Here is a 23,647-nt window from a genome sequence, read left to right as displayed (position 1 = left end):
AACTATGGGCATTTTATTCTGTGGTATCAATATCTCCACACTCTGAGATTAAAAACTTGTTGTTAATCTCAGCTATGCGCGAAAATATCAATCTCAGACCAACCTAAAAGATCAAGTTTTGCTCTCATCGGCAAAAATTCAAAACATGCCTTTGCAACATTTTCCCGTTCTTCACGCTTTAAACGCTCTTCAAACACATCTTTTAAACGGTGCAAATATAAAACATCTGACGCAGCATATTCAATTTGCGCACGCGATAAAACTTCTGCTGCCCAATCTGAAGACTGTTGCTGCTTAGAAATATTAACATTTAGCAGTTCACTACAAATTTCTTTTAATCCATGGCGATCAGTATAGGTACGCGTGAGTTTTGACGCAATCTTTGTACAAAAAACGGCATCTGGCATAACACCAAATGTATGCGCTAAAATAGCAAGATCAAAACGCCCAAAATGAAATATTTTGGTAATTGTCTTATCTTCAAGCAATTTAACCAAATTGGGAGCACTTTTTTGTCCTTTGGCAATCTGTATAACGTCAGCAGTACCATCTCCAGAAGAGAGCTGAACAACACATAAACGATCACGGCACGGTTGTAATCCTAAAGTTTCAGTATCAATCGCAACAGCATCAATTTGATAATTATCTAAGTTTGGTAAATCACCTTGATGAACGCGGATCTCAGTCATTTACCCTCCTATTTGCTAAAGCCACAAGAATACGCGCCCAAGAGCGTTGCCCTTTATGAAACGATTTTAGATTATATTTTTCATTAGGTGAATGAATACAGTCATCATTTAGTGCAAAACCAACCAAAACACTTTCCATGCCAAGAATTGATTTAAAATCTCCAACAATCGGAATTGAACCACCCATGCCCGTTAATAAAGCCGGATTGCCCCACTCTTGTGATAAAGCATCCTTAGCTGCTTCGATAAAAGGAGAATTATAGGGAAGCTGAATTGCTCGAGAAGCACCATGATTCTGAAATACAACTGTACAATCTGCAGGAAGTAGACTACGTACATAATCACGAAAAGCTTGACGTATTTTCTCTGGATCTTGCTTGTGTACTAAACGAAAAGATACTTTTGCACTCGCTTGAGAGGCAATAACCGTTTTTACCCCTTCTCCTTCATAGCCACCACTAATACCATTAATTTCTGCTGTAGGCCGCGTCCATATGAGCTCTAAAATGCTCCGTCCTTTTTCACCAGAAGGGATGGAAAGCCCAATAGGACCAAGAAAATTTTCAGCATTGCAATTAAGCTCATTCCATGATTGCAAAATATGTGGAGGTGTTTCTTCTACTCCATCATAAAAGCCAGGAAGCGTTACCCTATTATTTTCGTCATGAAGTCCTGCTAGAATCTTAGTTAAAATACGAATGGGATTGGCTGCTGCTCCTCCAAAAGCACCCGAATGCAAATCACGATTAGCAGCAGTAATTGTAACCTCTTCTGCCAGAATCCCCCGAAGAGCAACAGAAACAGTTGGTGTATCTGTATCCCACATCCCTGTATCGCAAACCAATGCACAATCAGCTTTCAATTCATCCCTATTTGCTTTTAAAAAAGGTATAAGAGAAGGAGAAGCACTCTCTTCTTCACCTTCGCATAAAATAGTAACTTTGACAGGAAGCTGCCCCGTTTCTTGCTTAAATGCACGACATGCTTCAATAAAAGTCATGAGCTGACCTTTGTCATCTGAAGCTCCACGAGCACAAATAACTTTTTCTCCATTTCTTTCTTTTAAAGAAGGTGTAAATGGATCATCCTCCCATAAACTCAGTGGATCAACAGGTTGAACATCATAATGTCCATAAAACAACACATGCAGACAATTCTCTGAAGGTCCTGGATGATGCCCAACAACCATTGGATGCCCTGGTGTATCACAACGTGAAGCTTCAAAGCCAATGCTTCTTAAATCCTCTACTAACCAATCAGCTGCTTTACGACACTCATCCTTATAAGCCGAGTCTGTAGAAATTGATTGAAAACGTAAAAGAGAAAAAAGGCGTTCAAGGCTCTTTTCTATATTCTGATCAAGATGGGTTAGTACTTTATTAAGCATAAAAAAAACTTTCAGTTTTAACAAAATTGTATAAATGACTTTAAGCCTCTTGTAGGATTTTGCAAGACATCTTATTTATTTTTGACACTGTAAGCAGTAAAAGCTTGAACGCCCAGACTGCACAATACGTACAATAGGCATTCCACATTGCAAACATTCCTTGCCTTCTCGTCCATAAACTGAAAAAGCGTGTTGAAAATAACCAAGTGAGCCATCTGTATGAATATAATCACGTAAAGAAGACCCACCAGAAGAAATCGCTTCAGTAATCACATTGCGTATATTGTATGCTAAGGAATCTGCAAATTCGCGTGCAATTACAGTTTTCAGTGCCAATGTAAATGCACCACGCTGTGGTGACAGTTGGCTACGCCAAAGCGCTTCGCAAACATAAATATTCCCAAGACCCGCAACAATTGACTGATCAAGCAAAGCTGCTTTAAGCGATGATTTCTTATTAACAAAAGCCTTTTGTAAATAACGACCAGAAAATGCATGACTCATAGGCTCAAGTCCTAACTTCTTTAAAAGCGGATGCTCATAAAGCCTGTCTGTATCTGCTAAAAGTATAAACCCGAAACGACGAGAATCATTATAAGTGAGACGATAAACTTTACCGCTTGTCGCTTGAATATTCATTACAAGGTGATCATGCGCAACCAATTTGCCCATAGGAAAATATTGTTTTCCTAACAGCTTATCCTCTATGCGCCACGACCCTGACATTCCTAAATGACTTAAAATTGTTTCATCCTGTGAAAGATGAAACAATAAATATTTTGCACGTCGATTAAGTTCCATGATTGTCCTGCCCATAAGTCGCTCAGAAAACGCCTCTGGAAAAGGAAAACGCAAATCTCTACGATTAAGCGTGACAGATAGTATCTTGGCACCAGTTACAACCGGCTCAAGTCCACGACGAACCGTTTCTACTTCAGGAAGTTCAGGCATTCATTTTCTTAATGATTACACATTGGAAAATAAAGTGTTATTGAATAATACAATGATATTAAGCCCACTCTCCCTTACGAAAAACAGGAACTTTTGCACCATCTTGCGTAATACCATCTATGTCAATTTCACCTGATCCAATCATCCAGTCAATATGTATCACACTTTTATTACCGCCACGCGCTGCAATCTCTTCTGCTGTCAATGATGCTCCATCCAAAAAGCACTTGGAGTAACATTGCCCTAATGCAATATGACATGCAGCGTTTTCGTCAAATAATGTATTATAAAAAAGGAGTCCACTCTTAGAAATCGGTGAAGAATGTGGAACGAGAGCAACTTCGCCTAATCGACTCGCCCCCTCATCACTTTGCAAAACCTTTTGCAAAACTTCCTGCCCCATTGAAGCACGGGCATCAATAATACGCCCTGCTTCAAAACGCATCTCAATATTATCAATCAATGCTCCTTGATAAGAAAGTGGCTTCGTCGCACGAACAAAACCTTCAACCTTATAAGCATGGGGAGTAGTGAATACCTCCTCTGTCGGAATATTAGGGTTGCAGACAACCCCATTTTGAGCAGCCGATGCACCACCATGCCATTCATGATCATCTGCCAAACCAACTGTTAAATCAGTACCTGGTCCGATAAAATGCAGAGCAGAAAAACGTTGTTCATTAAGCCAAGATGACCGTTGCTTCAAAGTTGCATTATGTATACTCCACGCATGCACCGGATCCTCTTCTGTAACACGTGAAGCAGAAAAAATTGCATCAGCTAACCTCTTAATCGCCTCATTAAGCGGCAAAGAAGGGAATACCGCCTCAGCCCATCCCGCCGTTGGATAAGAAACAATCGACCAGTTCATGACAAAATTTGATATTTTTTTGAGAGCAGGCTGATAAGCCATTGACGTAGCCTTATTCAATCGCGCTACCTTATTCGAGTCTTGATTAGAAAGAAGAAAAGGATTATCACCAACAACAGCTAAACGCGCAGCCCCATTTCCAAAAGCCTTCGCCATTCCCTCATAAAGCCAAGAAGGAGCACAATCAAAACTAGAAATATGCGCATTTTCAAAACGGGTAAGCGATAACACATCATCACTAAAAAGTGGCGTAATTACACCAGCACCAACCTTATAGGCATGATATGCAATACGCCGAACAAAAGGTAATGCTGAAACTGGAGCAGTCAAAACAAGATCCTGCCCCTCTTGTAAATTCAGCCCAACTTTTACTGTAATTTCTGCAAGACGATTAAGCTCTTCACGTGAAATTGTTTCATGAATATCAAAGTACATCACCAATACCCTTCGTTGGATTATGAATAAGATTACCGGCTTCTGTACCGTTCTTCTAACATTGCAACAATTGCATTTAACTGATCTGAGGAAGGCATAGTATATGCCACAACCGATTTATTTTCCTCTTTCTTATCTGTACGATTAGGCGCAGATGCGGGAATAGGAACTTTATCAAGCTGTACCATAATAAAAGGTGCGGTATGCGCTTTTTTCACCTGCACTAACTCTATTGAAGGAGATACATTTTGCCTTTCCTCTGCTTTTATTTCTTTACTTTCTAAACTTGCATCCATAAAATTCGGCACATTGCCAGAACGTTCTTGGGCAAAAGCATAAGCAACATCATAAGGGCGATTATTAGCAGGAACCTGAAGCGATCCATCACGCGCACGCTTTTCATAAAAGGCATTGCCTCCCGCAACACGAACATAGTGCATGTTTTTATAAGGGAAAGATAAACCGGCAGTATGAAAAAACATGGCATTTTTAATTTTCTTATCCCGTTCACCACGCAAAACAGCATCAGCTGCCTCTTTAACACGAGCAACAGATGCCGGTTCCGTCATAGGACGCGTTAAAACACCGGGAGCGAACTGCTTATACTGACCAACTACACCACAAATCGTCTTTGGATAAGCAGTTGAATTAACACGATTCATAACAACCGTTCCAACTGCAATCATTCCTTCACGACTTGTGCGATTTGACTCAAAATACATTGCACGCATGAGACACTGGCGCTCTGTCAATGGATACATCACTGTTTCTGTCTTCTTATTATCATTCACTTTTCCAGCATCAAAATGATTTGAAGCACACCCGACAATAACCAACGGTGCTACACAACAGGCAACAAAAAAAGTCCAACGATTTTTTTTCATCTTATGCAACATATTTCCATGTCTTTGAAATATTCAAAATTTGAATAAGTTTTAAATGTATATTCACAGAAAGTATACGACTAATTGTTACGACTTAGTAAAATTTTAATACAAAAAGTAATGAAAAGGCATTTATGCAAAATAAAAATAAAAAATTCTTAATCTACTGTACAAATTAAATCAATATTGCCCTTATTGATGATCAGATGTAGCTAGACAATATAAACCCTCACGCTTCACTCGCAACAAAATACTAATTTCTCAAAAAAACTATCTGAATATTTGTACAAAAAAAAGATTGGGGATTAAAACCGTTTGCGTTCTATACTGAAACTCCTAACACGACTATCCCCTTTGCTATGAATTTTAACAAAATGATCAGAAAGAAGCTTTCCCTCCGACTAAAAAGTAAATGATGGCATCACTCGGATATGAAAATATGCCAAACTACCTAACAAAAATCCGCAATATCAGCTTTTAAAAACCTCTTTGCTTTTTCTCCATCGCTCATCATGCGCACATCAAATCCTTCTCCGGCTTATAAAATGCACAATGCTTCCTTTTGTCCAGCGCAAAAGCATTTTATGCATCTGAGAAAAAATTTTAATCTATTTTTTCTCATCTATTCCAACTTTATATGTAAGATCATCACGAGGACGATCAGAAGACATATGGTAACCAGTTATAATATAGTGCAGTGTTTCAGCAATATTGGTGACATGATCACCAATTCGTTCAATATTTTTTATACAAAAAAGTAAATGCGTACAAACCGTAATATTGCGCATATCTTCCATCATATAAGTTAAAAGTTCACGAAAAAGAGAGGTATACAGAGCATCAATTTTTCCATCTCGCTCACGTACTGCATCAACACGATCCAATAAGCGACTCGTGTAAGCACCCAATACCTCCTTTAACTGATTTTGTGCTAAAGCTGTAATCGTTTCAAGCCCACAGTAAAAAGTTTTGGGTTGACGTGTTTCTGCAATAGCAACCGTTCGCTTAGCAATGTTTTTGGCCATATCTCCAATCCGTTCAAGATCAGAAGAAATGCGGATAGCTCCAACAATTTCACGCAGATCAACAGCCATCGGTTGGCGTTTACAAATAATGGTAATCGCTTTTTCATTGATGTCGCGTTCTGCTTTATCTAAAAATAAATCATCAGCAATAACTGTAGTAGCAAGCTGAAGATCACCACATACAATCGATGTTATAGAACATTCAATCATTCGTTCTGCATGAGACCCCATTTCTATAACTTTTTTTTCCAAATAGTTTAGTTCTCTATCGTAAGAACGGACAGTATGATTCATAGACATGCCCTATACTCCTCAATTCACCTATCCAAAACGCCCCGTAATATAATCTTGCGTACGTTTCTCTTTCGGTGAGGTGAATATCATTTCAGTTGCACCAACTTCTACTAAATACCCCAGATGAAACATGGCTGTATATTGAGAAACACGAGCTGCCTGCTGCATTGAATGTGTTACAATGACGATTGTATAATCCTTTCGTAAGGCATCAATAAGCTCTTCAATACGTGCCGTTGCAATTGGATCAAGAGCTGAACAGGGCTCATCCATCAAAATAACTTCAGGACTAACGGCAATAGCACGTGCAATACATAAACGCTGTTGTTGCCCTCCTGACAAACTGGTCGCTGCCTCATGAAGGCGATCTTTTACTTCTTCAAATAAACCCGCCTGCCTTAAACTCTTTTCAACCACATCATGCAATTCGGCACGCGATTTAACTAAACCGTGAATACGTGGGCCATAAGCAACATTCTCAAAAATAGATTTTGGAAAAGGACTAGGCTTTTGAAAAACCATACCAACACGCGCACGCAATTCTACAACATCAATTCGCGAATCATAAATATTTTCCCCATCTAAGGTAATGAGGCCGGTTATTTTAGCGCCTTCAATTGTATCATTCATACGATTAAAACAACGCAAAAAGGTCGACTTTCCGCACCCTGAAGGACCAATTAAAGCCGTAACTTGTTGTTCGGGGATATCCAGAGTAATACCATGGAGTGCTTCTTTGTCTCCATAAAAAACCTTCACATCCTGTCCACGCATTTTAACCTTCATTACAAAATTTACCTTACTTTAAAACACAAACTGTATCGAAATGATTACTTTTCTAAGTTACTGGCGCCGTTCAAATCGCCGACGTAAAAATACAGCAGAAATATTCATGAAAGCGAGAAAAATCATTAATACGATAATAGCACCCGAAGTTTTTTCGACAAAAGCGCGTTCTGCTTCACCCGCCCACATAAAAATTTGAACAGGCAAAGCTGTTGCCGGATCCATTGGTGTAGTGGGAATATTTACAACAAAAGCAACCATTCCAATCAAAAGCAAAGGTGCCGTTTCACCCAGAGCCTGAGCGACACCAATAATCGTACCAGTCAAAATACCAGGGGCAGCCAAAGGAACGACATGATGAAAAACCATTTGTGTTTTCGATGCTCCCAACCCTAAAGCTGCCGCACGAATAGAGAGAGGCACAGCCCGTAAAGCAGAACGCGTCGCGATAATGATCGTTGGGAGCGTCATAAGAGCTAAAACAAGCCCTCCAACGAAAGGTACTGAACGCGGTAACCCGAAAAAATTAACAAAAACAGCAAGTCCTAAAAGACCAAAAACAATCGAAGGAACAGCTGCAAGATTATTGATATTAACCTCAATAAAATCTGTAAATTTATTTTTGCGTGCGTATTCTTCAAGATAAAGAGCTGTTGCTATTCCTATTGGGAGCGAAACTAATAAAACTATGGCTATCATGTAAAAAGAGCCGATTATCGCAACACCTAATCCCGCAGTCTCAGCGCGACTTGAAGCACCAAATGTAAAAAAACCAAAATTGAATGTTTTATAAAGTGTACCGTCCTGAGCTAAACGTTTCATCCATTCTACTTGGCGATTAGAAACTTTGCGTCTTTTCTCTGCTACATGCAAATCAATCTGTCCTTTATAGGCAGAATCAATGTCTGCAGCCGCTAAAACTTTGATTTTTTGCGTTGTTCCAATGAGCTTTGGATTCTTTGTCACCATTTCACGGAGTTGAATGCGTACACTGTTTGAAAACATGCGGTTAACATCCCGCAATGATGCTCGATCATTTTGATCTAAATCAAGCTTTTTTGCTAAAGCATTGCGTACAAGAAGCGGATAATTAGCAGTTACTAATAGCTGTGGATTTGTCTCACGTTGACCACTTGGATCGATTATCTTTTCATCTAAATAAACTGATAATGATATTTCACTTTGAAAAAAAGCCGTATACCCTTGACTAATGATAGACCATAAAAGAGCAGATAGAAAAAACAAACCAATAAAAATAGCAATCAGACCATACATACGGAAGCGACGCTCAGCCCAATATCGGCGTTTGAGACCGATATTGCGACGATGCAAAAGAAAATCCTCATTCATTCATATTGTTCCCGATATTTGCGTACAATGTAAAGAGCAAGAATATTCATCAAAAGAGTTACAATAAAGAGCGTCATTCCCAAAGCAAAAGCTACAAGAGTTTGTGGAGAATTAAACTCAAAATCACCTGTTAATTGATTAACAATCTTAACCGTCATTGTAGTCATCGCTTCGAATGGATTAAGTGTCAAATTTGCTGCAACACCTGCGGCCAAAACCACAATCATTGTCTCCCCAATTGCACGTGATGCCGTCAACAAAATTGCTCCCATAATTCCCGGAAGCGCTGCCGGTATAACGACCTTTTTAATCGTTTCAGATTGCGTTGCTCCTAGCCCATAAGATCCTTCACGCAAAAAACGTGGAACAGCTGTGATAACATCATCCGATAAGGAAGAAACAAAAGGAATCAACATAATTCCCATCACAAATCCCGCCGTCAAAACACTTTGGGCCATAATAAAACCAACACCACCAGAAAGAGAAATAGAGAGATCTTGTAAAAATGGTCCTACAACTTTCAAAGCAAAAAAACCGTAAACAATGGTTGGAATACCAGCAAGCACTTCTAACAATGGTTTTACAATTGACCGCAATCGCGTAGAAGCATATTCAGCCATATAAATGGCAGAAAATAATCCAATAGGAACAGCAAAAAGCATTGCCACAAACGCAATATAAAGTGTGCCAGCAAAGAGTGGTATGAGACCAAATTGCCCCACTTCATGAGCTGAACCGCTCGCTGAAAAACGCGGATCCCAAACCGTTCCCAAAAAGAAATTGGAAAAGGATACAGACTGAAAAAAACTCATTGTCTGAAAGAACAGAGAAAGCGCAATAGCAGCTGTTGTCAAGACCGCAACTATAGACGCGCAAACCAACCCAATAACGATTAAACATTCAACTTTATTGCGCGCACGCTGGCGCGGAGCAACTTGCATAATACCAAAGATAAAGCCACACAACGCAATTATAAAAAATAAACTATGACCAATAAACCGCAGCTTTTGAGAAGAAGAAAACCATGACTGTACTATCCTTAACACATCATCTGTTGCTGCATGAGGTAAAACAAATCCCTTCGCCAATAATTGTGCACGCACTTCTTCATACGAAGCCGTAACAAGGTCCCCGTCAAAGTGGTGAATAATTTTGACCAAACTGCGGATAGTCCCTAAAACAATATCACGATTAACAACCTCTGTCAGGCGTGCACTATACGCCACAACCTCTCGTGAGGCACTATACTCTAAATAAATTGCACTCCCACTATCCCAAATAATTAAAAAAACAAGAGCTGGGATAACAGTTATCAAGAATGTCCACCAACCATAATAATATGTACGTGAATGCATCTTGTATTGTGCGTATTCAAGAATGCGAGCCCGTAGATAAGAAATACAAAAGCCAACAAACCCAAGAATCAACAGTAGAAAAATAATGAAGGAAATGCGCATATTATCTTTCAATTTTTTCAAAAAACAGCAGCCAAAACTCTTACATCGCAAATTTAGAAAATTATTTCAAAATCATCACTTTACTAGCAGAAAATGCAGAGCGCTGCGCTTGCCTCTCCTCTTCAGAAGCAATAACCAAACCATATTCAGCCAATGGGCTACCTGGACCAATCATTTGATCAGAAAGAAAAAATTCAACATATTCCCGCAAACCTGGAATGATATCTAAATGCGCTTTCTTAACATAAAAGAAAAGTGGACGAGAAATGGGGTATTCACCACGAGAAATTGTTTCAACGTTTGGTGCAAAACCATTAATATTTGCAACCTTTAGCCTATCAGCATTATTTTCATAAAAAGACAAACCAAAAACACCAACTCCTGTTTTATTAGAAATCAGACGAGCAAATGTTTCAGAATAATCACCATCAATATCAATGGCTTTTCCATCTTTACGCACAGCAACACAGGCAGCATGAATTGCCTTATCATCCATCCCCATAGATTTCATCGCATCAAATGCTCCACTGGCTTCACAGCCCACAGCTAGCAATTTTTCTTCAAAAACTTCACGCGTTCCATGTTTTTCTCCAGGAATATAAGCTGCTATCGTCCAGTCAGGAAGAGTGCTATTGACTGCATTCCATTTCAAAACTTTATTTGGCTGCAATTTTCCATCCACAACAACCTGCGCAGCGAGTGCTCTATAAACATCCACTGGCTGCAATTTCCAATCAGGACCATTTATATTGGTTGCAAAAACAATGCCATCATACCCGATGCGTATTTCCTCCACATCTTTGACACCAGCATCAAAACAAGACTGTAATTCACTAGGCTTCATTGCCCGAGAAGCATTAACGATATCAACAGCACTCTCCCCAATGCCACGGCAAAACTCTTTAATACCAGCACCTGAGCCACCCGATTCAATAACAGGAACCTTAAAATTAGGGTACATTTCCCCAAATATCTCAGCAACGATTTTTTGATAAGGTAAAACGGTAGATGAACCAGTAATCTGAATTTGATCACGTGCATTGCCAATATTCACTGACAACAAAACCGCGAAAACCAGTCCCACTCCAACTGATAACAATCTGCTCATTCATACACTCCCTAAAATATCAACCAAGATCTCTTGTTTCTATCATACGATAATAAGGATTTTAATTCACATTTGCAGTATGACAAATATAAAAAGCGACATTTATAATTTTTCTGACAAAATCATATTTGGTTTTCGGTTCAAACAAATTTCATTTGAACGTTTAAACTCAACAACATCCCAGAAAAGATGAGCAACATCTGCACCACCAAAGCGTTTAATTTCACGAATACCCGTAGGAGATGTCACATTGATTTCTGTTATATAATCTCCAATAATATCGATCCCTACAAGAAGAAGACCACGTTCACGCAAAGCTGGAGCAAGACGGTTACAAATTTCATGATCACGTTCTGTTAAATCAACATTTTCCGCCTGCCCTCCAACATGCATATTAGAGCGCACATCCATTTCTACTGGAACGCGATTAATTGCTCCAACAGGTGTACCATCAAGCAAAATAATCCGCTTGTCCCCTTTTCGCACTGCATCCAAATAACGCTGTACAATAAAAGGTTCGCGATAACTTTTTGCAAACATTTCTAAGAGTGATGGTAAATTGCGATCATCCTGTTTTAAATGAAAAACATCTGTGCCCCCATTTCCATAGAGTGGTTTAATAATGATGTCGCCAAACTTAGCTCTAAAATCAGTTATTTCTGCAATATCTTTTGTAATTAATGTTTCTGGCATCAAATCAGAAAATTCAGTAACAAAAATTTTTTCTGGGCTATTGCGCACCCATGCTGGATCATTCACAACCAATGTCTTAGGATGAATGCGTTCTAACAAATGCGTTGTGGTGATATAATTAAGATCAAATGGTGGATCTTGGCGTAAAAGAACCACATCCATATTTATTAATTCTGTGCGTACAGACTCTCCTAATTGATAATGATGCCCCTCTTCATCGCGTACAATCAACGGCTCTAATCGTGTAATCACACAACCATCGCGCATCGACAAGCAATCTGGTGTATAATGAAAAAGTGAGTGTCCACGTTCTTGTGCTGCTAATGCGAGCGCGAATGTTGTATCTCCTTGAATCCGAAGCGTTGAAATATGATCCATTTGAATGGCAATTTTCATAAATAAAACCTCCTATGACTGACAGAGCTTGGTCTATACGCCATAAATTTAGTAAACAATAAAAGAACTATGACAAGAGAAAGCCTATGATACAAGAAGATGATATAAAATTAAGCAACCAAGAAATTGAACGCTATGCACGCCACATCCTTTTGCCTGAAATTGGTGGAGCGGGACAACAAAAGCTCAAACTTGCACGTGTCCTTGTCATTGGTGCCGGTGGTCTTGGTGCTCCTGTTCTAACTTATTTGGCTGCAGCAGGCATTGGAACCCTTGGAATTGTTGATGACGACATCGTTTCGCTTTCCAATTTACAACGTCAAGTGATTCACAAAACAAACACGATTAACCAAAAAAAAACTGAGAGTGCCAAAGCCACTTTAAAAGAAATTAATCCCCATATTACAGTTGAAAAACACAATCTAAGACTGGATAAAAGTAATGTGGATAAATTGTTAAATGCCTACGACATCATTGTTGACGGTAGTGATAATTTTGCCACGCGCTACCTGCTTGCTGATCACGCTGCCCAATGCGCAAAACCCTTAATAAGCGGTGCTGTAGAACGTTTCAACGGCTCACTAACAGTGCTCATGCCTTATAAAGACAATAATCCTCACTACCGCGATTTATTCCCCAATCCACCAGCTCCCGGTACTATTCCGACATGTGCTGAAACCGGAATCATAGGTGCTTTACCCGGGGTTATTGGAACACTACAAGCAATGGAAGCAATTAAACTTATCACAAATATTGGTGAACCCTTAGTGGGAAAAATTCTCCTCTACAATGGATTATCAGCACAATTTCGTGTAATCGCCTATAAGCGGCCAGATCCCAATGCAAATACAGCAGCCATTAAAGTCTGCGTATAAAAACTTTTGGAACGAAAAAAATATAATCAGCAGAATCATCGTCAACCATCTCTTTACTGTGCTTAATAATCACTCCAGGTTTCAGTACTTTAACGATCTTCAAATCATGACTGATAAAAACAGAGAGCCCAAATGATATCTTTGCTGTAGAGGAAGTAAAAGAGCAATGCTCTGCACCTGCACATTTATATCAAGAGAAGATATTTGTTTCATCAAGCATAATAAAACGTGGTTTGATAATGATTGCGCGTGAGAGAGCAATCCGCTGTCTCTGTTCACGAGAAAACTCATGTAGTTAAACGGGGAAAAGGAACCATCACCTCTCATGCAAAGCTTCAATATATTAATAATCTCCTCTTTTTCAATATTCTCACAACTTCTGAGAAAGTTCTTTTCTCTACACTCTTGAATAAAAGCAAAGTTGCAGTTTTTCAAAGAAATCTCAAAAACTGTGTTCGGTGAAATAAACCAGATTCAGCAGTAAAGAATTCTGTGTGACTTCCGTGCGCTTCATTCAGTCATTTGCTACATAGAAAAACTTCTTGCAGCAGATTGTCATGCTTCATGAGTAAAACACATCCTAATCATTTTTCTGATCTATAAAATTTCAGAAACAATTACTTTTTAAACCGTATTTTCATATAGTTTTTTTCAAAATAGATTTACCAAAGAGCGCCATCCACTTGATGGTGACTAAACCACACATGAAAAAAGTCAAAGTCGGTAGTACAAGGTAATAAGATGGTGAAATTTTTGCAGGAAGAAAAGAGATGGCGCTTAATACCGCTATTGAAAATATTCTTCCGCTAAAAGATGCCGCCCCGACAATGCCAGAAATATGTTGGGATTGTTTTTGGTTAAGCTCTGAAAAAAACAAGCTCTTTGCTCCTATCGGTACAGTGCAAATAAATCCATGAATTAACGAAAATGCGATAACTGACGCAGCAATTTGACTACTCTGAACGAAAAAATAAAGAGCCATACACATAAGGGCAGAGAAGAATGAAAAATACTTTATAGAGTTCTTATATTTTTTATCAAATACGTGATATTTCGACATCAGTGAATTGGAAAAATATTGCGCTGAGAAGGCTCCGATATGACAGCACATGAGGACCAGCATCTGCGAGCTTTTGAGGTGGTCAATTTTCCCACCTGAGAGTATTATAGGCTGCCAGAAATGATAAATAACCTGGATGCCAGCGCTGAACAGGCACATCAGCAAAATAAACCATGTTCCTCCCACGGTGTTTTGAAATATCCAGAGCGTTTCCTTAGCATTTTGCAAGATCGTCTTTGTTTTTGTTCCTTCACCCACAGATATTTTTTCTTCAGGAACAATAAGAAATATAAAGAAAATTATTCCCATCATCAGACTTGAGATAAGATATCCCATGAAATATTGCCCAGAATAATAGATCGTTGCAATTCCTAGGACACCACTGATAATGCTACCAAAAGAGTTTATTCGGTGAGAAAGATGCGCATAATGCGAAAAGCGGTCTTGTCTGTTGCCTAGAGAATGGTAAATCCATCCGTCAATGGCACTGGCAATGAAGCAAATCCCCGCTGCATAGAAAATTTGTGCAACGATAAGCATTATCATATTGGGGGCTTGAAGACAGAGAAGATAAAACACTGCCGTCATAAAAACTCCAGCTGTGACTGAGTATTTACGTCGATACCTGTCAGCGAAAACAGCACACGGAAAATCAAGAAGCAAAACGGTTATCGAAAAGACGACTTGCAGCAAAGCCAATTGAGAAAGGGTAACCCCCATAGATATTAGAAAAATAGCGTGATAAACACCGATTAGCATTCGTATCGCATGGTAAGATCCATGGGTTACAGCAAGCGTTTGAGGTCTGTTCATTGTTTTGTTCCACAAACTTTGCAGTGAGGGTTCTTTTTTAAGGAACGCTCTTCTGTGAAAAGTTTGCTACTCCATATCCCCACACGGCGATCCGTGGAAAGGAGATCACCATAACCACCCAAAAATTTAAGAGCATCGTTAGCACACATGGCAGCTGAAAGAGCATTCACAGGAGGAAATGTTGCAACTTTAAAATTATTATTAATAGAAGCGCAAGCCTCATAGATTAAACCATCGCTTTTTTCGGGGAGATTTCCTATGGATGAGCTGCATGCATAGCAACCTGTTTTTTCAGGTATGTAAAAAGGTCCCAATATAGCAATGTCATTGACATAACCGGAATTTATATAAGCTTGTTGATTTTTTACACACCATTGATTTATCCATGGTACCAGATGGTCAGGTTCATCAGCAGAAATGATCCACAAATCGGCTCTGGGCAATTTGTTGATATCTTCTTTCGTCGTGATTGACATTTGTAATTCACTAACCTCACTTTGATTGTTTCTTCGTGTCAGCTCACGTCGAAGAACGGTTGTCTTAGGAAGTCCAACATCTTGTTCAGTAAAAAGAATTTGTCTGGTAAGGTTGGTTATCTCGATCACATCATTATCGACAAGAATTAATTTTCCCACACCAGAAGATGCAAGTATCGCTGATACATGATTACCGATTCCGCCACATCCTAAAATAACCACCACTTTGTGTGAAAGGGTACGTTGAACAGACTCTGGATCCATACCGTAACTTTGATAATGGAGATGATTTCTGGAATACCGATGATTGAAGATATTGTCCGATGTCTCCGCTAAAACAAGGAAATGGTTAGAAAAAAGAAAGTCAAATGCGTGGTTAAAGTCTTCTCTTAACATGATGGATGATAGCGCAGTATAAGCTTCTTCCACCGTCTTTTTCTCAATCCATTGTGCGGCGAGAAGTACAAAATTTTCCCAGTCTTTTTTCTTGTTAATAACAAACTGCTTTGAACCAGCACCGAAAATTGCATCGTCTTTACGGACAAGAACGCGGGTATATTTTCCCAAAATATATTGCTGTTCCATTGCTCCCCCCACTTATTCATTATAATAAACTTTTCCCTGAAAAGTCATTCCAGGGAAAAGAACTCTACTTATCAATTAAAACCGATATGATCCATGACATCCCCCCCCTTTATACTTATATGTTTTTATTATGCATCACTCATGTGACAGAAGCGAATCTTTATCAAAACATAATTATTGTCAATACACTATATGGCATAAAGTGCGCATCTTTACAAAATATGGATAGAACTCCTTAGAAAACAGAAAATACCCCAATGCATAGTAAGACTCTCTTTTGCCTTCGGAAAGATCAGGGAAGCTTGTGCTTGTTGGGCTTTATTTTCTATGGCACTTAGTTAGTTAGCTAACTTCAACAAAATTCAAATGACATATTCAACAGTATTTATTCACCTTCTTTGATAGAGATGAGAGCAATTTTATTTTCAAGCGAAACTCTCAATGGAATTTTGTTTGATGCTTTTATTTCCCAACTTCGATTGGATTATTTTGATTCAATCAATCACAGGCATATTGTGTTTCACTCCCAAAATTAGAGAGAAAGAATGGAGCTGAAACTTTTTTCACCAATGCACAATTTTTAAGTGGCTACCGAATTTAACGCATTCCCCACTTCTTTACCAGATAAATTTTGGGTAATCTATTTTTATTCTTGAAAATGAAAATCTTCTGATAAAATAATGCGTTTTGAGAAAATTAAGTTGCTTTTCTGAGCATAATTAACTGCATGAATCTCAAAATTTTAATTGAATGTTCTTCATAATAAAAAAACTACCATCTACCAACGATAAACCAACGAGGTAAGTATAAATACCTGCATATTTTTATGTTACATAGTGGATCAATTGGGCAACAAAAAGTAGATTGATGCGTGGATTAAAAAACACATTAAAATCAAAAATAAAGATCTAAAAAACAACCACATCTCTTTCTAAAGTGATTTACTTTTGGAATATTTCATCTTTATTCTGAGATGATTTGCCTTCTTTATTATCCATTGGCAAAGGAACAGGATGATCAGATAAACTACGTAAATAAAGTAAAAGATCGGCACGATCTTGGTCATTTTTGATCCCACGAAAAGACATTATTGTTCCTGGAAACGTTTCACGCGGCGAATGCAAATAACGATCTAAAGTCACAAAGTCCCATTTCTGATCAGAGTTGGTACGCAACGTCCGTGAATAAGCAAAGCCTGGTGCAGCGGCCAAAGGACGGTTAACGATCTCCCAAAGGGTTGGACCAACACGATTGGAACTATCACGTCCAGAAGTATGGCATATGGCGCATTGGCGAAAAACTTTACGTCCATTTTCAAGCTTCCCCTGTTGAAGACGATCACTCAATGACAAAGAAGGAGAAGATGCCTGTTGTTTTTTCTTAAGCACATTATTTTCTGTAACTGTATGAGAAGGTTGAACCGATGCAGAATTATCGTAGAGCATATCGCTGAGTGTGGAAATTCCCACCACAATAAGCAACACAAAAAGACAAGCGCAACCAAAAGAGGTTATTGTCGAACGATTCATAAAAATTCAAACATTTATATTTTCACTACCGCTTTTATTTTAAGCTTTTTCAATATAATACACAACTTATAAACACAGCAACACACGGCATTTGGAATTTTGTAATGACACTTGAACCGATTATTTTGATTCCTGCCCGTATAGGCTCAACCCGTCTACCTCAAAAAGCTCTCGCTGAAATCTCTGGAAAACCGATGATTGTTCATGTTGCTGAACGAGCGAAAAAAGCCGCATTAGGACGTACTATCGTTGCAACAGATCATAAAGATATTGCCAAAACCGTTACAGCTTATGGACATGAATGTATCATGACATCTCGCGATCATAAATCTGGATCAGATCGCATTTATGAAGCTTTAACCCATATTGATCCTGAACAACGTTACAATACTATTTTGAATCTACAAGGTGACCTACCAACGATAACGCCTCGTGAAATCATCAGTGCTTTACGCCCTTTAGAAAATAGCTTAACTGACATTGCAACCTTGGGTGCTAAAATCATTGAAGGAGATGAAAAAATAGATCCGAATGTTGTCAAAATTATTGGTACACCGCTTTCCCAAAATCGCCTTCGTGCTCTTTATTTTACCCGAGCAACAGCGCCTTATGGAGATGGTCCTCTTTACCACCATATTGGAATCTATGCCTACCGCCGCAAAGCACTTGAGCAATTTATAGCACTCAAACCCTCACCGCTTGAGCAACGTGAAAAACTTGAACAATTACGTGCACTAGAGCATAATATGCGTATTGATGTAGAAATAGTGGATACAATTCCCTTAGGAGTTGATACGCAAAGGGATCTTGAGAGAGTACGCAAGATTTTAGCATGAAAATACGTAACAAAACCAATAAAATTTCCTTCCAAGGAGAATACGGCGCCAATTCCCATATTGCTTGTTCTAATATGTTTCCCAATATGGATGCTATACCCTCTGCTACGTTTGAAGACGCACTTAACTTAGTGGAAAACGAACAAGCCGATCTTGCCATGATTCCTATTGAAAATACTCTTGCTGGCCGCGTTGCGGATATTCATCACCTGTTACCGCAATCATCCCTCTATATTATTGGTGAATACTTTTTACCTATCCATTTTCAGCTCATGGTTTTACCCGGTGTTACACATGAAGAAATTAAAACCATTCACAGCCATACACATGCTCTTGCACAATGCCGTAAAATCATACGTAAAAATGGCTGGAAACCTGTCACTTCTGCTGATACAGCTGGAGCTGCAAAATTTATTAAAAAAAATGGAAAGCGTTCACAAGCAGCCTTAGCTCCTCTGATCGCAGCAGAACTTTATGGACTTGATATTCTTGAAAAAAATGTTGAAGATAGTCCTCATAATATTACCCGTTTTGTTATCCTTTCACGTTCTCAAAAACATGTACCAAAACCGCAAAACGGCGAAAAAATCATTACTAGCATTCTTTTTCGAGTCCGCAATGTCCCAGCTGCCCTTTATAAAGCTATGGGAGGATTTGCTACAAACGGTATTAATATGACAAAATTAGAAAGTTACCAAATTGGTGGAAACTTCAATGCAACACAATTTTTTGTTGACATTGAAGGACACCCTGAAGATCCCATGATGCAACTCGCTTTGGAAGAACTCGCTTTCTTTTCTGCTGAATTTCGCATTATAGGTATTTATCCATCTAAAAATGATCGCACGCCACATAGTGAAAGACAATTAGATAACTTCTCTTTATAATAGACAAAAAATGGATTTATAAAAATAATTTATTGTTTTGCGTCTTAAGTTAGAACTTCGGATATAATAAGATTCTCTCATTTCAAATCCCTGTTTATGTTGAATCAATCAAAATCATCCGCTTTCACATCACAAGAGGGACTGGGTTTGAACAAAAAACGTTTTAGAAAGAAGTGAAAATACTTCTTATGAGCCACCTCAATACAAGAGGTGTCGCAACATTAGGAGGTGGAAAAGAGTATGTAGTACTGGCTTCTACCTTTATAAGCGTAAAGATGTTGCTGAACAATGGATTTTGCGTTATGTTCTTCACGAGTTGCGCCATAAAATGAGCTTAAGAATAAAGAGAGGTATCTCTTTAAAATACTGAAGAAGAAAATGCGCGGCAGCATCTACTTACAGAATAATTTAATCATCTAGATAGCATCCCTTCTCGAATTTATATAATAATGAATCCAAGTTCAACCAACACAAAAACATGCCATAAATACAAATATTGGGAATGAAAGTTTGCTTTAGCCATCATGCCCCTTATATAATAGTAAGGAGTGCATTGAGAATACAAGCGATCTTTCACAGTGATTTATCCTGAAGCAATAAATATAAAGCTTGAAAATGAGGTCAAAGACAATTAAATTACTACATGATAACATCAAGTAAAAGTGCTTTTAAACACTGCGGTTTAAGCATTTTTCAAGGCCGTTTTTATAAAGCTAAAAAATGTAGTTTAGCTCTGCATTTCCCAGTTAAATTCAACCTTCGTATATTCATCAAAACCGATACAAATTAATCGATTTGTGGGATAACAAGGGAAAACGCGATGAAAAGAATTTTCACTCAAGGATTATTAGCTGTAAATATGCTGGTTTTCTCCACTGTTGCATTTGCTGGATTTGGTGAAAACAAATGGAATTTTGCGCCGAACGAAAGTGTTACAATTGGTATGCCTAGTACAATACAACAAGGCTTCGAGTGCGGTTGTGAGAAATTTAACCCCGAGACAGTATCGTTTACTTTATCGTACACAGCTTCTTCTGATTTAGAAAAATTAAAAATTGTTGCTGACGATGAAAATAAAATAACGCATGATAAAGAAAATAAAATATTTATCCTTAAAGATGTAAAGTCTCTCGTTTTAGGCTTTCCTGGGTCGGGGAGCTATATTTTTAAAAACATTACTAACACAGATGTTATTGGCATAGAGTGTGATGCAGGGGATTTTTAATAATATTTTCTATAGTACCTAATTTTGAAGGAGGTTGCTTAATTATTTAAGCAAATCTTTTTTTTAAGCAGGCTTAATGAATTCTCAAAGCTCACTTTGTCATGAATTTGAATTTCAATAGATCTTCAACAAAGTCAAATTTCTTAACAAAGTTGGCTATTGTAAAAATTTTACAATTTTAAAGCAGATGGAATTGTTCTGTAATTTCTGTAAGCTGTTAATCAATTTATAAACTAGCTACAAACCACATCGCCTATAAACCATATTATAGCAAAAAAACAACTAAATCATAAAACTTGCACTTTTATGCTCTGTAAATGTATTCTATACTTTGTCAAATACAGAAAAAATGTGAAACACACACGCCAATTCAGCAACAATCTTTTCCTTCGATTTTCTAACTTCAGCTTATTGAACGACCTCTTATACTTCCCCTTTCTTTAATTACTGCAAACTAGCTATAATTCTGTGAGCAGATTTAACAAATTAAGCCCCTCTGCCACTATTTCCTAACCAACGAGCATCTTCTTACAGCTAATCGTTATGTTAACAAAGTAAATACCTTGTTCATACCAGATAAATGTGGAGCGCTCTTCCAAGGGAAATTGATACCCCATATTTGTAATTCATAATATGAGAATTAAGTCCAAAGGAAAAATTTTCGGTTGTTCTGTCCATATTTTTCGTTTCTTAGCTTGATTTTTTATTTTAAATCGACAATATGTAACCGGGAGGTTGGTGATGGACGAGCCGCTCGCCAACTGGGTCAGGTCTGGAAAGAAGCAGCCCCAACGAGTTCTGGTACGGGTCATCGTACCAGCCTCCTATTTTGCTGGATAAATCATACTTTTGTCGTTTTTCAGTATATGATCTTCAATCTTCATAGCACCATGTATATACAGTTCATAGCACCATGTGTATACAGCAAGTAAAGGGTTCTTTGTTGTTTTTAGGCAAATAATCCTGTTTCTTAAAAAAATAAATTGATTGAGAAAAAATCCTTTTATATTAGATTGCAGTATTAGCTCGTGCCTGCGTGTTATCGAAATGTACTAAAAAGAGCTTCAAAGTTGGAATTATTGATGAAAAATATGTCGGTAGAAACAACCTATCGCGTTCTTGCTCGCAAATATCGACCTCAAAATTTTTCCGACCTCATTGGTCAAGAAGCAATGGTGCGCACCCTCACTAACGCCTTTGAAACAGGACGCATTGCACAAGCTTGGATGCTAACAGGAATTCGCGGAGTGGGGAAAACAACAACAGCGCGTATTTTAGCACGTGCGCTCAACTACAAAACAAAAGATATTGACCAACCAACGACTGTATTGAATACACTTGGTGAACATTGCACACAAATCATCGAAGGACGCCATATCGATGTTATAGAAATGGATGCAGCTTCACATACGGGTATTGATGATATTCGTGAAATTATCGAACAAATACGTTATCGTCCTATTTCTGCACGCTATAAGGTTTATATTATTGATGAAGTGCACATGCTCTCAACACAGGCATTTAATGGTTTATTGAAAACACTTGAAGAACCACCGCCACATGTAAAATTTATTTTTGCAACGACAGAAATTCGCAAAGTTCCGATTACAATCCTTTCTCGTTGCCAGCGTTTTGACTTACGGCGTATTGAATCAACAGCTTTGGTCGCTCATTTGCGCCAAATTGCTAAATATGAAAATGTGGAAGTAGAAGATCAAGCGCTCTTCATGATCGCACGTGCTGCAGAAGGTTCTGCACGTGACGCACTGTCCATTTTTGATCAAGCAATTGCTCATAGCAATTGCAATGTTAGCGCTGTTGCAGTACGCACAATGCTAGGATTAGCTGATCAAGCACGTATTATTGATCTGTTTGAATTCATCATGAAGGGCAACGTTGTAAATGCATTGCATGAATTGCGCAGCCAATATGATGCAGGTGCTGATCCTCTCACTATATTGACAGAATTGGCTGATTTCAATCATCTCGTCACACGTTTACGTTTTACACCAGAAAAAGTCGAAGATCTCTCGCTTACTGAGAATGAGCGTTTGAGAAGCTTAGATTTTTCGCAAAAACTTTCTGTTCCTGTTTTGTCCAGAAACTGGCAAATGTTACTCAAAGGCTTACAAGAAGTTAGTCAAACCACGCGTCCACTTCAAGCTGCTGAAATGTTACTTATTCGTCTGGCTCATACTGCTGATCTGCCAACCCTTGATGAAGCTTTAAAAAAGCTTGAGCAAGAAAAAACATCTCTCACAATTGTCGAAAATTCTTCTCATCAAAAATCCACAAATGCAAATAATACAACAAAAATAGCAGTTGTAGATGCCCATCCTTTTCTATGCGTTTCAAACACACCAACAAACCAAGCAGATTTAAAAACACCCTCGAAAAACCAATTAAACCACTCCTTACAATCAGAAGATTCATTGAAGGTTCAAACTACCAAAAGCACTCAATTACCTGAAATAAAAGACGTTCTTGAAATGTCCCCGTCTGTTGCACGTTCTGAAAATATTGTAAATTTACCGCTTCCTTCTACGCAAACAACAAAGGAAATTATTGAACCCAAAACTATAGTTATTGATTCCCTACACGATATTATTAAATTAGCTGAACAGTATAATGAAATCTCTTTTAAACTCCTTGTTAAAGAATTTGTTCATCCTGTTTCTTTTGAACCAGGACATATTACTTTAAGGCTTGCTAAAGATGCTCCACGTTCACTTGCCAGTGATATCAAAAAAACGCTATCTCAATGGACTGGAAAACGTTGGACTATAACCTTTGTCAATGAAGGAGGAGGACCAACCCTACAGGAAGAAAGTGTTGCTATCCAAAAAAAACTTTTCTCTAATGCAGAAGCAGATCCGGATATCGCGAAAATTCTCAACTATTTCCCAGAAGCAAAAATTGTCGATATTCGCCTGAATAAACAAGAAAACGATCTTGATTTACTCCCCAATACCTTTAAAAATGCTGATACCTTTAAAAATGAAAGTGATATCAATGATGAATAAGGATACCTATTC

Annotated in this window: 19 protein-coding genes and 1 other RNA gene; 6 read left to right on the top strand and 14 right to left on the bottom strand. The window is 38.3% G+C overall.

Features of this window, described 5'->3' with window-relative positions:
* Positions 1-68: 68 nt before the first annotated feature.
* The 11 genes from MCQ_RS00505 to gshB form a co-directional block, all read right to left on the bottom strand.
* Positions 69-689, bottom strand: a complete 621-nt coding sequence (locus MCQ_RS00505; protein WP_006922889.1) for a ribonuclease D — start codon at positions 687-689, stop codon at positions 69-71.
* Positions 682-2,076 carry a M20/M25/M40 family metallo-hydrolase gene (locus MCQ_RS00500; RefSeq protein WP_006922887.1) on the bottom strand — a complete coding sequence of 465 codons (1,395 nt, stop codon included), beginning with the start codon at positions 2,074-2,076 and terminating at the stop codon, positions 682-684. The genes MCQ_RS00505 and MCQ_RS00500 overlap by 8 nt, the downstream gene beginning before the upstream one ends.
* A gap of 75 nt (positions 2,077-2,151) precedes the next feature.
* Complete coding sequence (gene mutM, locus MCQ_RS00495) at positions 2,152-3,027, bottom strand: bifunctional DNA-formamidopyrimidine glycosylase/DNA-(apurinic or apyrimidinic site) lyase (protein WP_006922885.1); 876 nt, start codon at positions 3,025-3,027, stop codon at positions 2,152-2,154.
* Positions 3,028-3,085: 58 nt separating this feature from the next.
* On the bottom strand, positions 3,086-4,333 hold the full coding sequence (locus MCQ_RS00490; RefSeq protein ID WP_006922884.1) for an aminopeptidase: 1,248 nt from the start codon (positions 4,331-4,333) through the stop codon (positions 3,086-3,088).
* Positions 4,334-4,365: 32 nt separating this feature from the next.
* On the bottom strand, positions 4,366-5,217 hold the full coding sequence (locus MCQ_RS00485; protein ID WP_006922882.1) for a cell wall hydrolase: 852 nt from the start codon (positions 5,215-5,217) through the stop codon (positions 4,366-4,368).
* A 608-nt stretch (positions 5,218-5,825) separates the two neighbouring features.
* On the bottom strand, positions 5,826-6,542 hold the full coding sequence (gene phoU, locus MCQ_RS00480; protein WP_006922880.1) for a phosphate signaling complex protein PhoU: 717 nt from the start codon (positions 6,540-6,542) through the stop codon (positions 5,826-5,828).
* A 21-nt stretch (positions 6,543-6,563) separates the two neighbouring features.
* Entirely contained in the window at positions 6,564-7,322 is a 759-nt protein-coding gene (gene pstB, locus MCQ_RS00475; protein WP_035007624.1) for a phosphate ABC transporter ATP-binding protein PstB, read from the bottom strand.
* Positions 7,323-7,379: 57 nt separating this feature from the next.
* Positions 7,380-8,672, bottom strand: a complete 1,293-nt coding sequence (pstA, locus tag MCQ_RS00470) for a phosphate ABC transporter permease PstA (protein ID WP_006922877.1) — start codon at positions 8,670-8,672, stop codon at positions 7,380-7,382.
* Positions 8,669-10,129: a phosphate ABC transporter permease subunit PstC gene (pstC, locus tag MCQ_RS00465; RefSeq protein WP_006922874.1), complete on the bottom strand. Its 1,461-nt coding sequence runs from the start codon at positions 10,127-10,129 to the stop codon at positions 8,669-8,671. Before pstC ends, pstA begins: the two co-directional genes overlap by 4 nt.
* 61 nt (positions 10,130-10,190) lie before the next feature.
* A complete protein-coding gene (locus MCQ_RS00460) occupies positions 10,191-11,237 on the bottom strand; it encodes a PstS family phosphate ABC transporter substrate-binding protein (protein WP_006922873.1) in 1,047 nt (348 codons plus the stop codon).
* Between the two features lie 102 nt (positions 11,238-11,339).
* Positions 11,340-12,326 carry a glutathione synthase gene (gshB, locus tag MCQ_RS00455; RefSeq protein ID WP_006922870.1) on the bottom strand — a complete coding sequence of 329 codons (987 nt, stop codon included), beginning with the start codon at positions 12,324-12,326 and terminating at the stop codon, positions 11,340-11,342.
* A gap of 86 nt (positions 12,327-12,412) precedes the next feature.
* On the opposite strand from gshB, the gene MCQ_RS00450 reads away from it, so the two are divergent.
* On the top strand, positions 12,413-13,201 hold the full coding sequence (locus tag MCQ_RS00450) for a molybdopterin-synthase adenylyltransferase MoeB (protein WP_006922868.1): 789 nt from the start codon (positions 12,413-12,415) through the stop codon (positions 13,199-13,201).
* Between the two features lie 637 nt (positions 13,202-13,838).
* On the opposite strand, the gene MCQ_RS00445 is transcribed toward MCQ_RS00450, so the two are convergent.
* The 3 genes from MCQ_RS00445 to MCQ_RS00435 all read right to left on the bottom strand — a co-directional run bounded on the left by MCQ_RS00445 (position 13,839) and on the right by MCQ_RS00435 (position 17,664).
* Positions 13,839-15,074, bottom strand: a complete 1,236-nt coding sequence (locus MCQ_RS00445; RefSeq protein WP_006922867.1) for an MFS transporter — start codon at positions 15,072-15,074, stop codon at positions 13,839-13,841.
* Positions 15,071-16,135: a HesA/MoeB/ThiF family protein gene (locus MCQ_RS00440; protein WP_006922866.1), complete on the bottom strand. Its 1,065-nt coding sequence runs from the start codon at positions 16,133-16,135 to the stop codon at positions 15,071-15,073. The genes MCQ_RS00445 and MCQ_RS00440 overlap by 4 nt, the downstream gene beginning before the upstream one ends.
* A gap of 941 nt (positions 16,136-17,076) precedes the next feature.
* Positions 17,077-17,664 (bottom strand): c-type cytochrome, encoded by a 588-nt coding sequence (locus tag MCQ_RS00435; RefSeq protein WP_006922865.1) that lies wholly within the window; start codon positions 17,662-17,664, stop codon positions 17,077-17,079.
* 104 nt (positions 17,665-17,768) lie between these two features.
* On the opposite strand from MCQ_RS00435, the gene MCQ_RS00430 reads away from it, so the two are divergent.
* The 5 genes from MCQ_RS00430 (at position 17,769) to MCQ_RS00415 (ending at position 23,635) form a co-directional block, all read left to right on the top strand.
* The gene (locus MCQ_RS00430) at positions 17,769-18,500 is read left to right on the top strand and encodes a 3-deoxy-manno-octulosonate cytidylyltransferase (RefSeq protein ID WP_006922864.1); all 732 of its coding nucleotides are present in this window, start codon (positions 17,769-17,771) and stop codon (positions 18,498-18,500) included.
* Positions 18,497-19,387, top strand: coding sequence for a prephenate dehydratase (locus MCQ_RS00425; RefSeq protein WP_006922863.1), 891 nt, complete (start codon positions 18,497-18,499; stop codon positions 19,385-19,387). Before MCQ_RS00430 ends, MCQ_RS00425 begins: the two co-directional genes overlap by 4 nt.
* A gap of 820 nt (positions 19,388-20,207) precedes the next feature.
* Positions 20,208-20,612 (top strand): hypothetical protein, encoded by a 405-nt coding sequence (locus tag MCQ_RS00420; protein WP_006922862.1) that lies wholly within the window; start codon positions 20,208-20,210, stop codon positions 20,610-20,612.
* Between the two features lie 730 nt (positions 20,613-21,342).
* Positions 21,343-21,440: signal recognition particle sRNA small type (ffs, locus tag MCQ_RS08630), an RNA gene on the top strand.
* A 254-nt stretch (positions 21,441-21,694) separates the two neighbouring features.
* Positions 21,695-23,635, top strand: a complete 1,941-nt coding sequence (locus MCQ_RS00415) for a DNA polymerase III subunit gamma/tau (protein WP_006922861.1) — start codon at positions 21,695-21,697, stop codon at positions 23,633-23,635.
* The last annotated feature ends 12 nt before the right edge of the window (positions 23,636-23,647 follow it).

It is taken from the genome of Candidatus Bartonella washoeensis Sb944nv, assembly GCF_000278135.1.
GTDB lineage: Bacteria > Pseudomonadota > Alphaproteobacteria > Rhizobiales > Rhizobiaceae > Bartonella > Bartonella washoeensis.
Note: the sequence above shows the minus strand (reverse complement) of the source record. Positions and strands in the feature narration are given on the sequence as shown.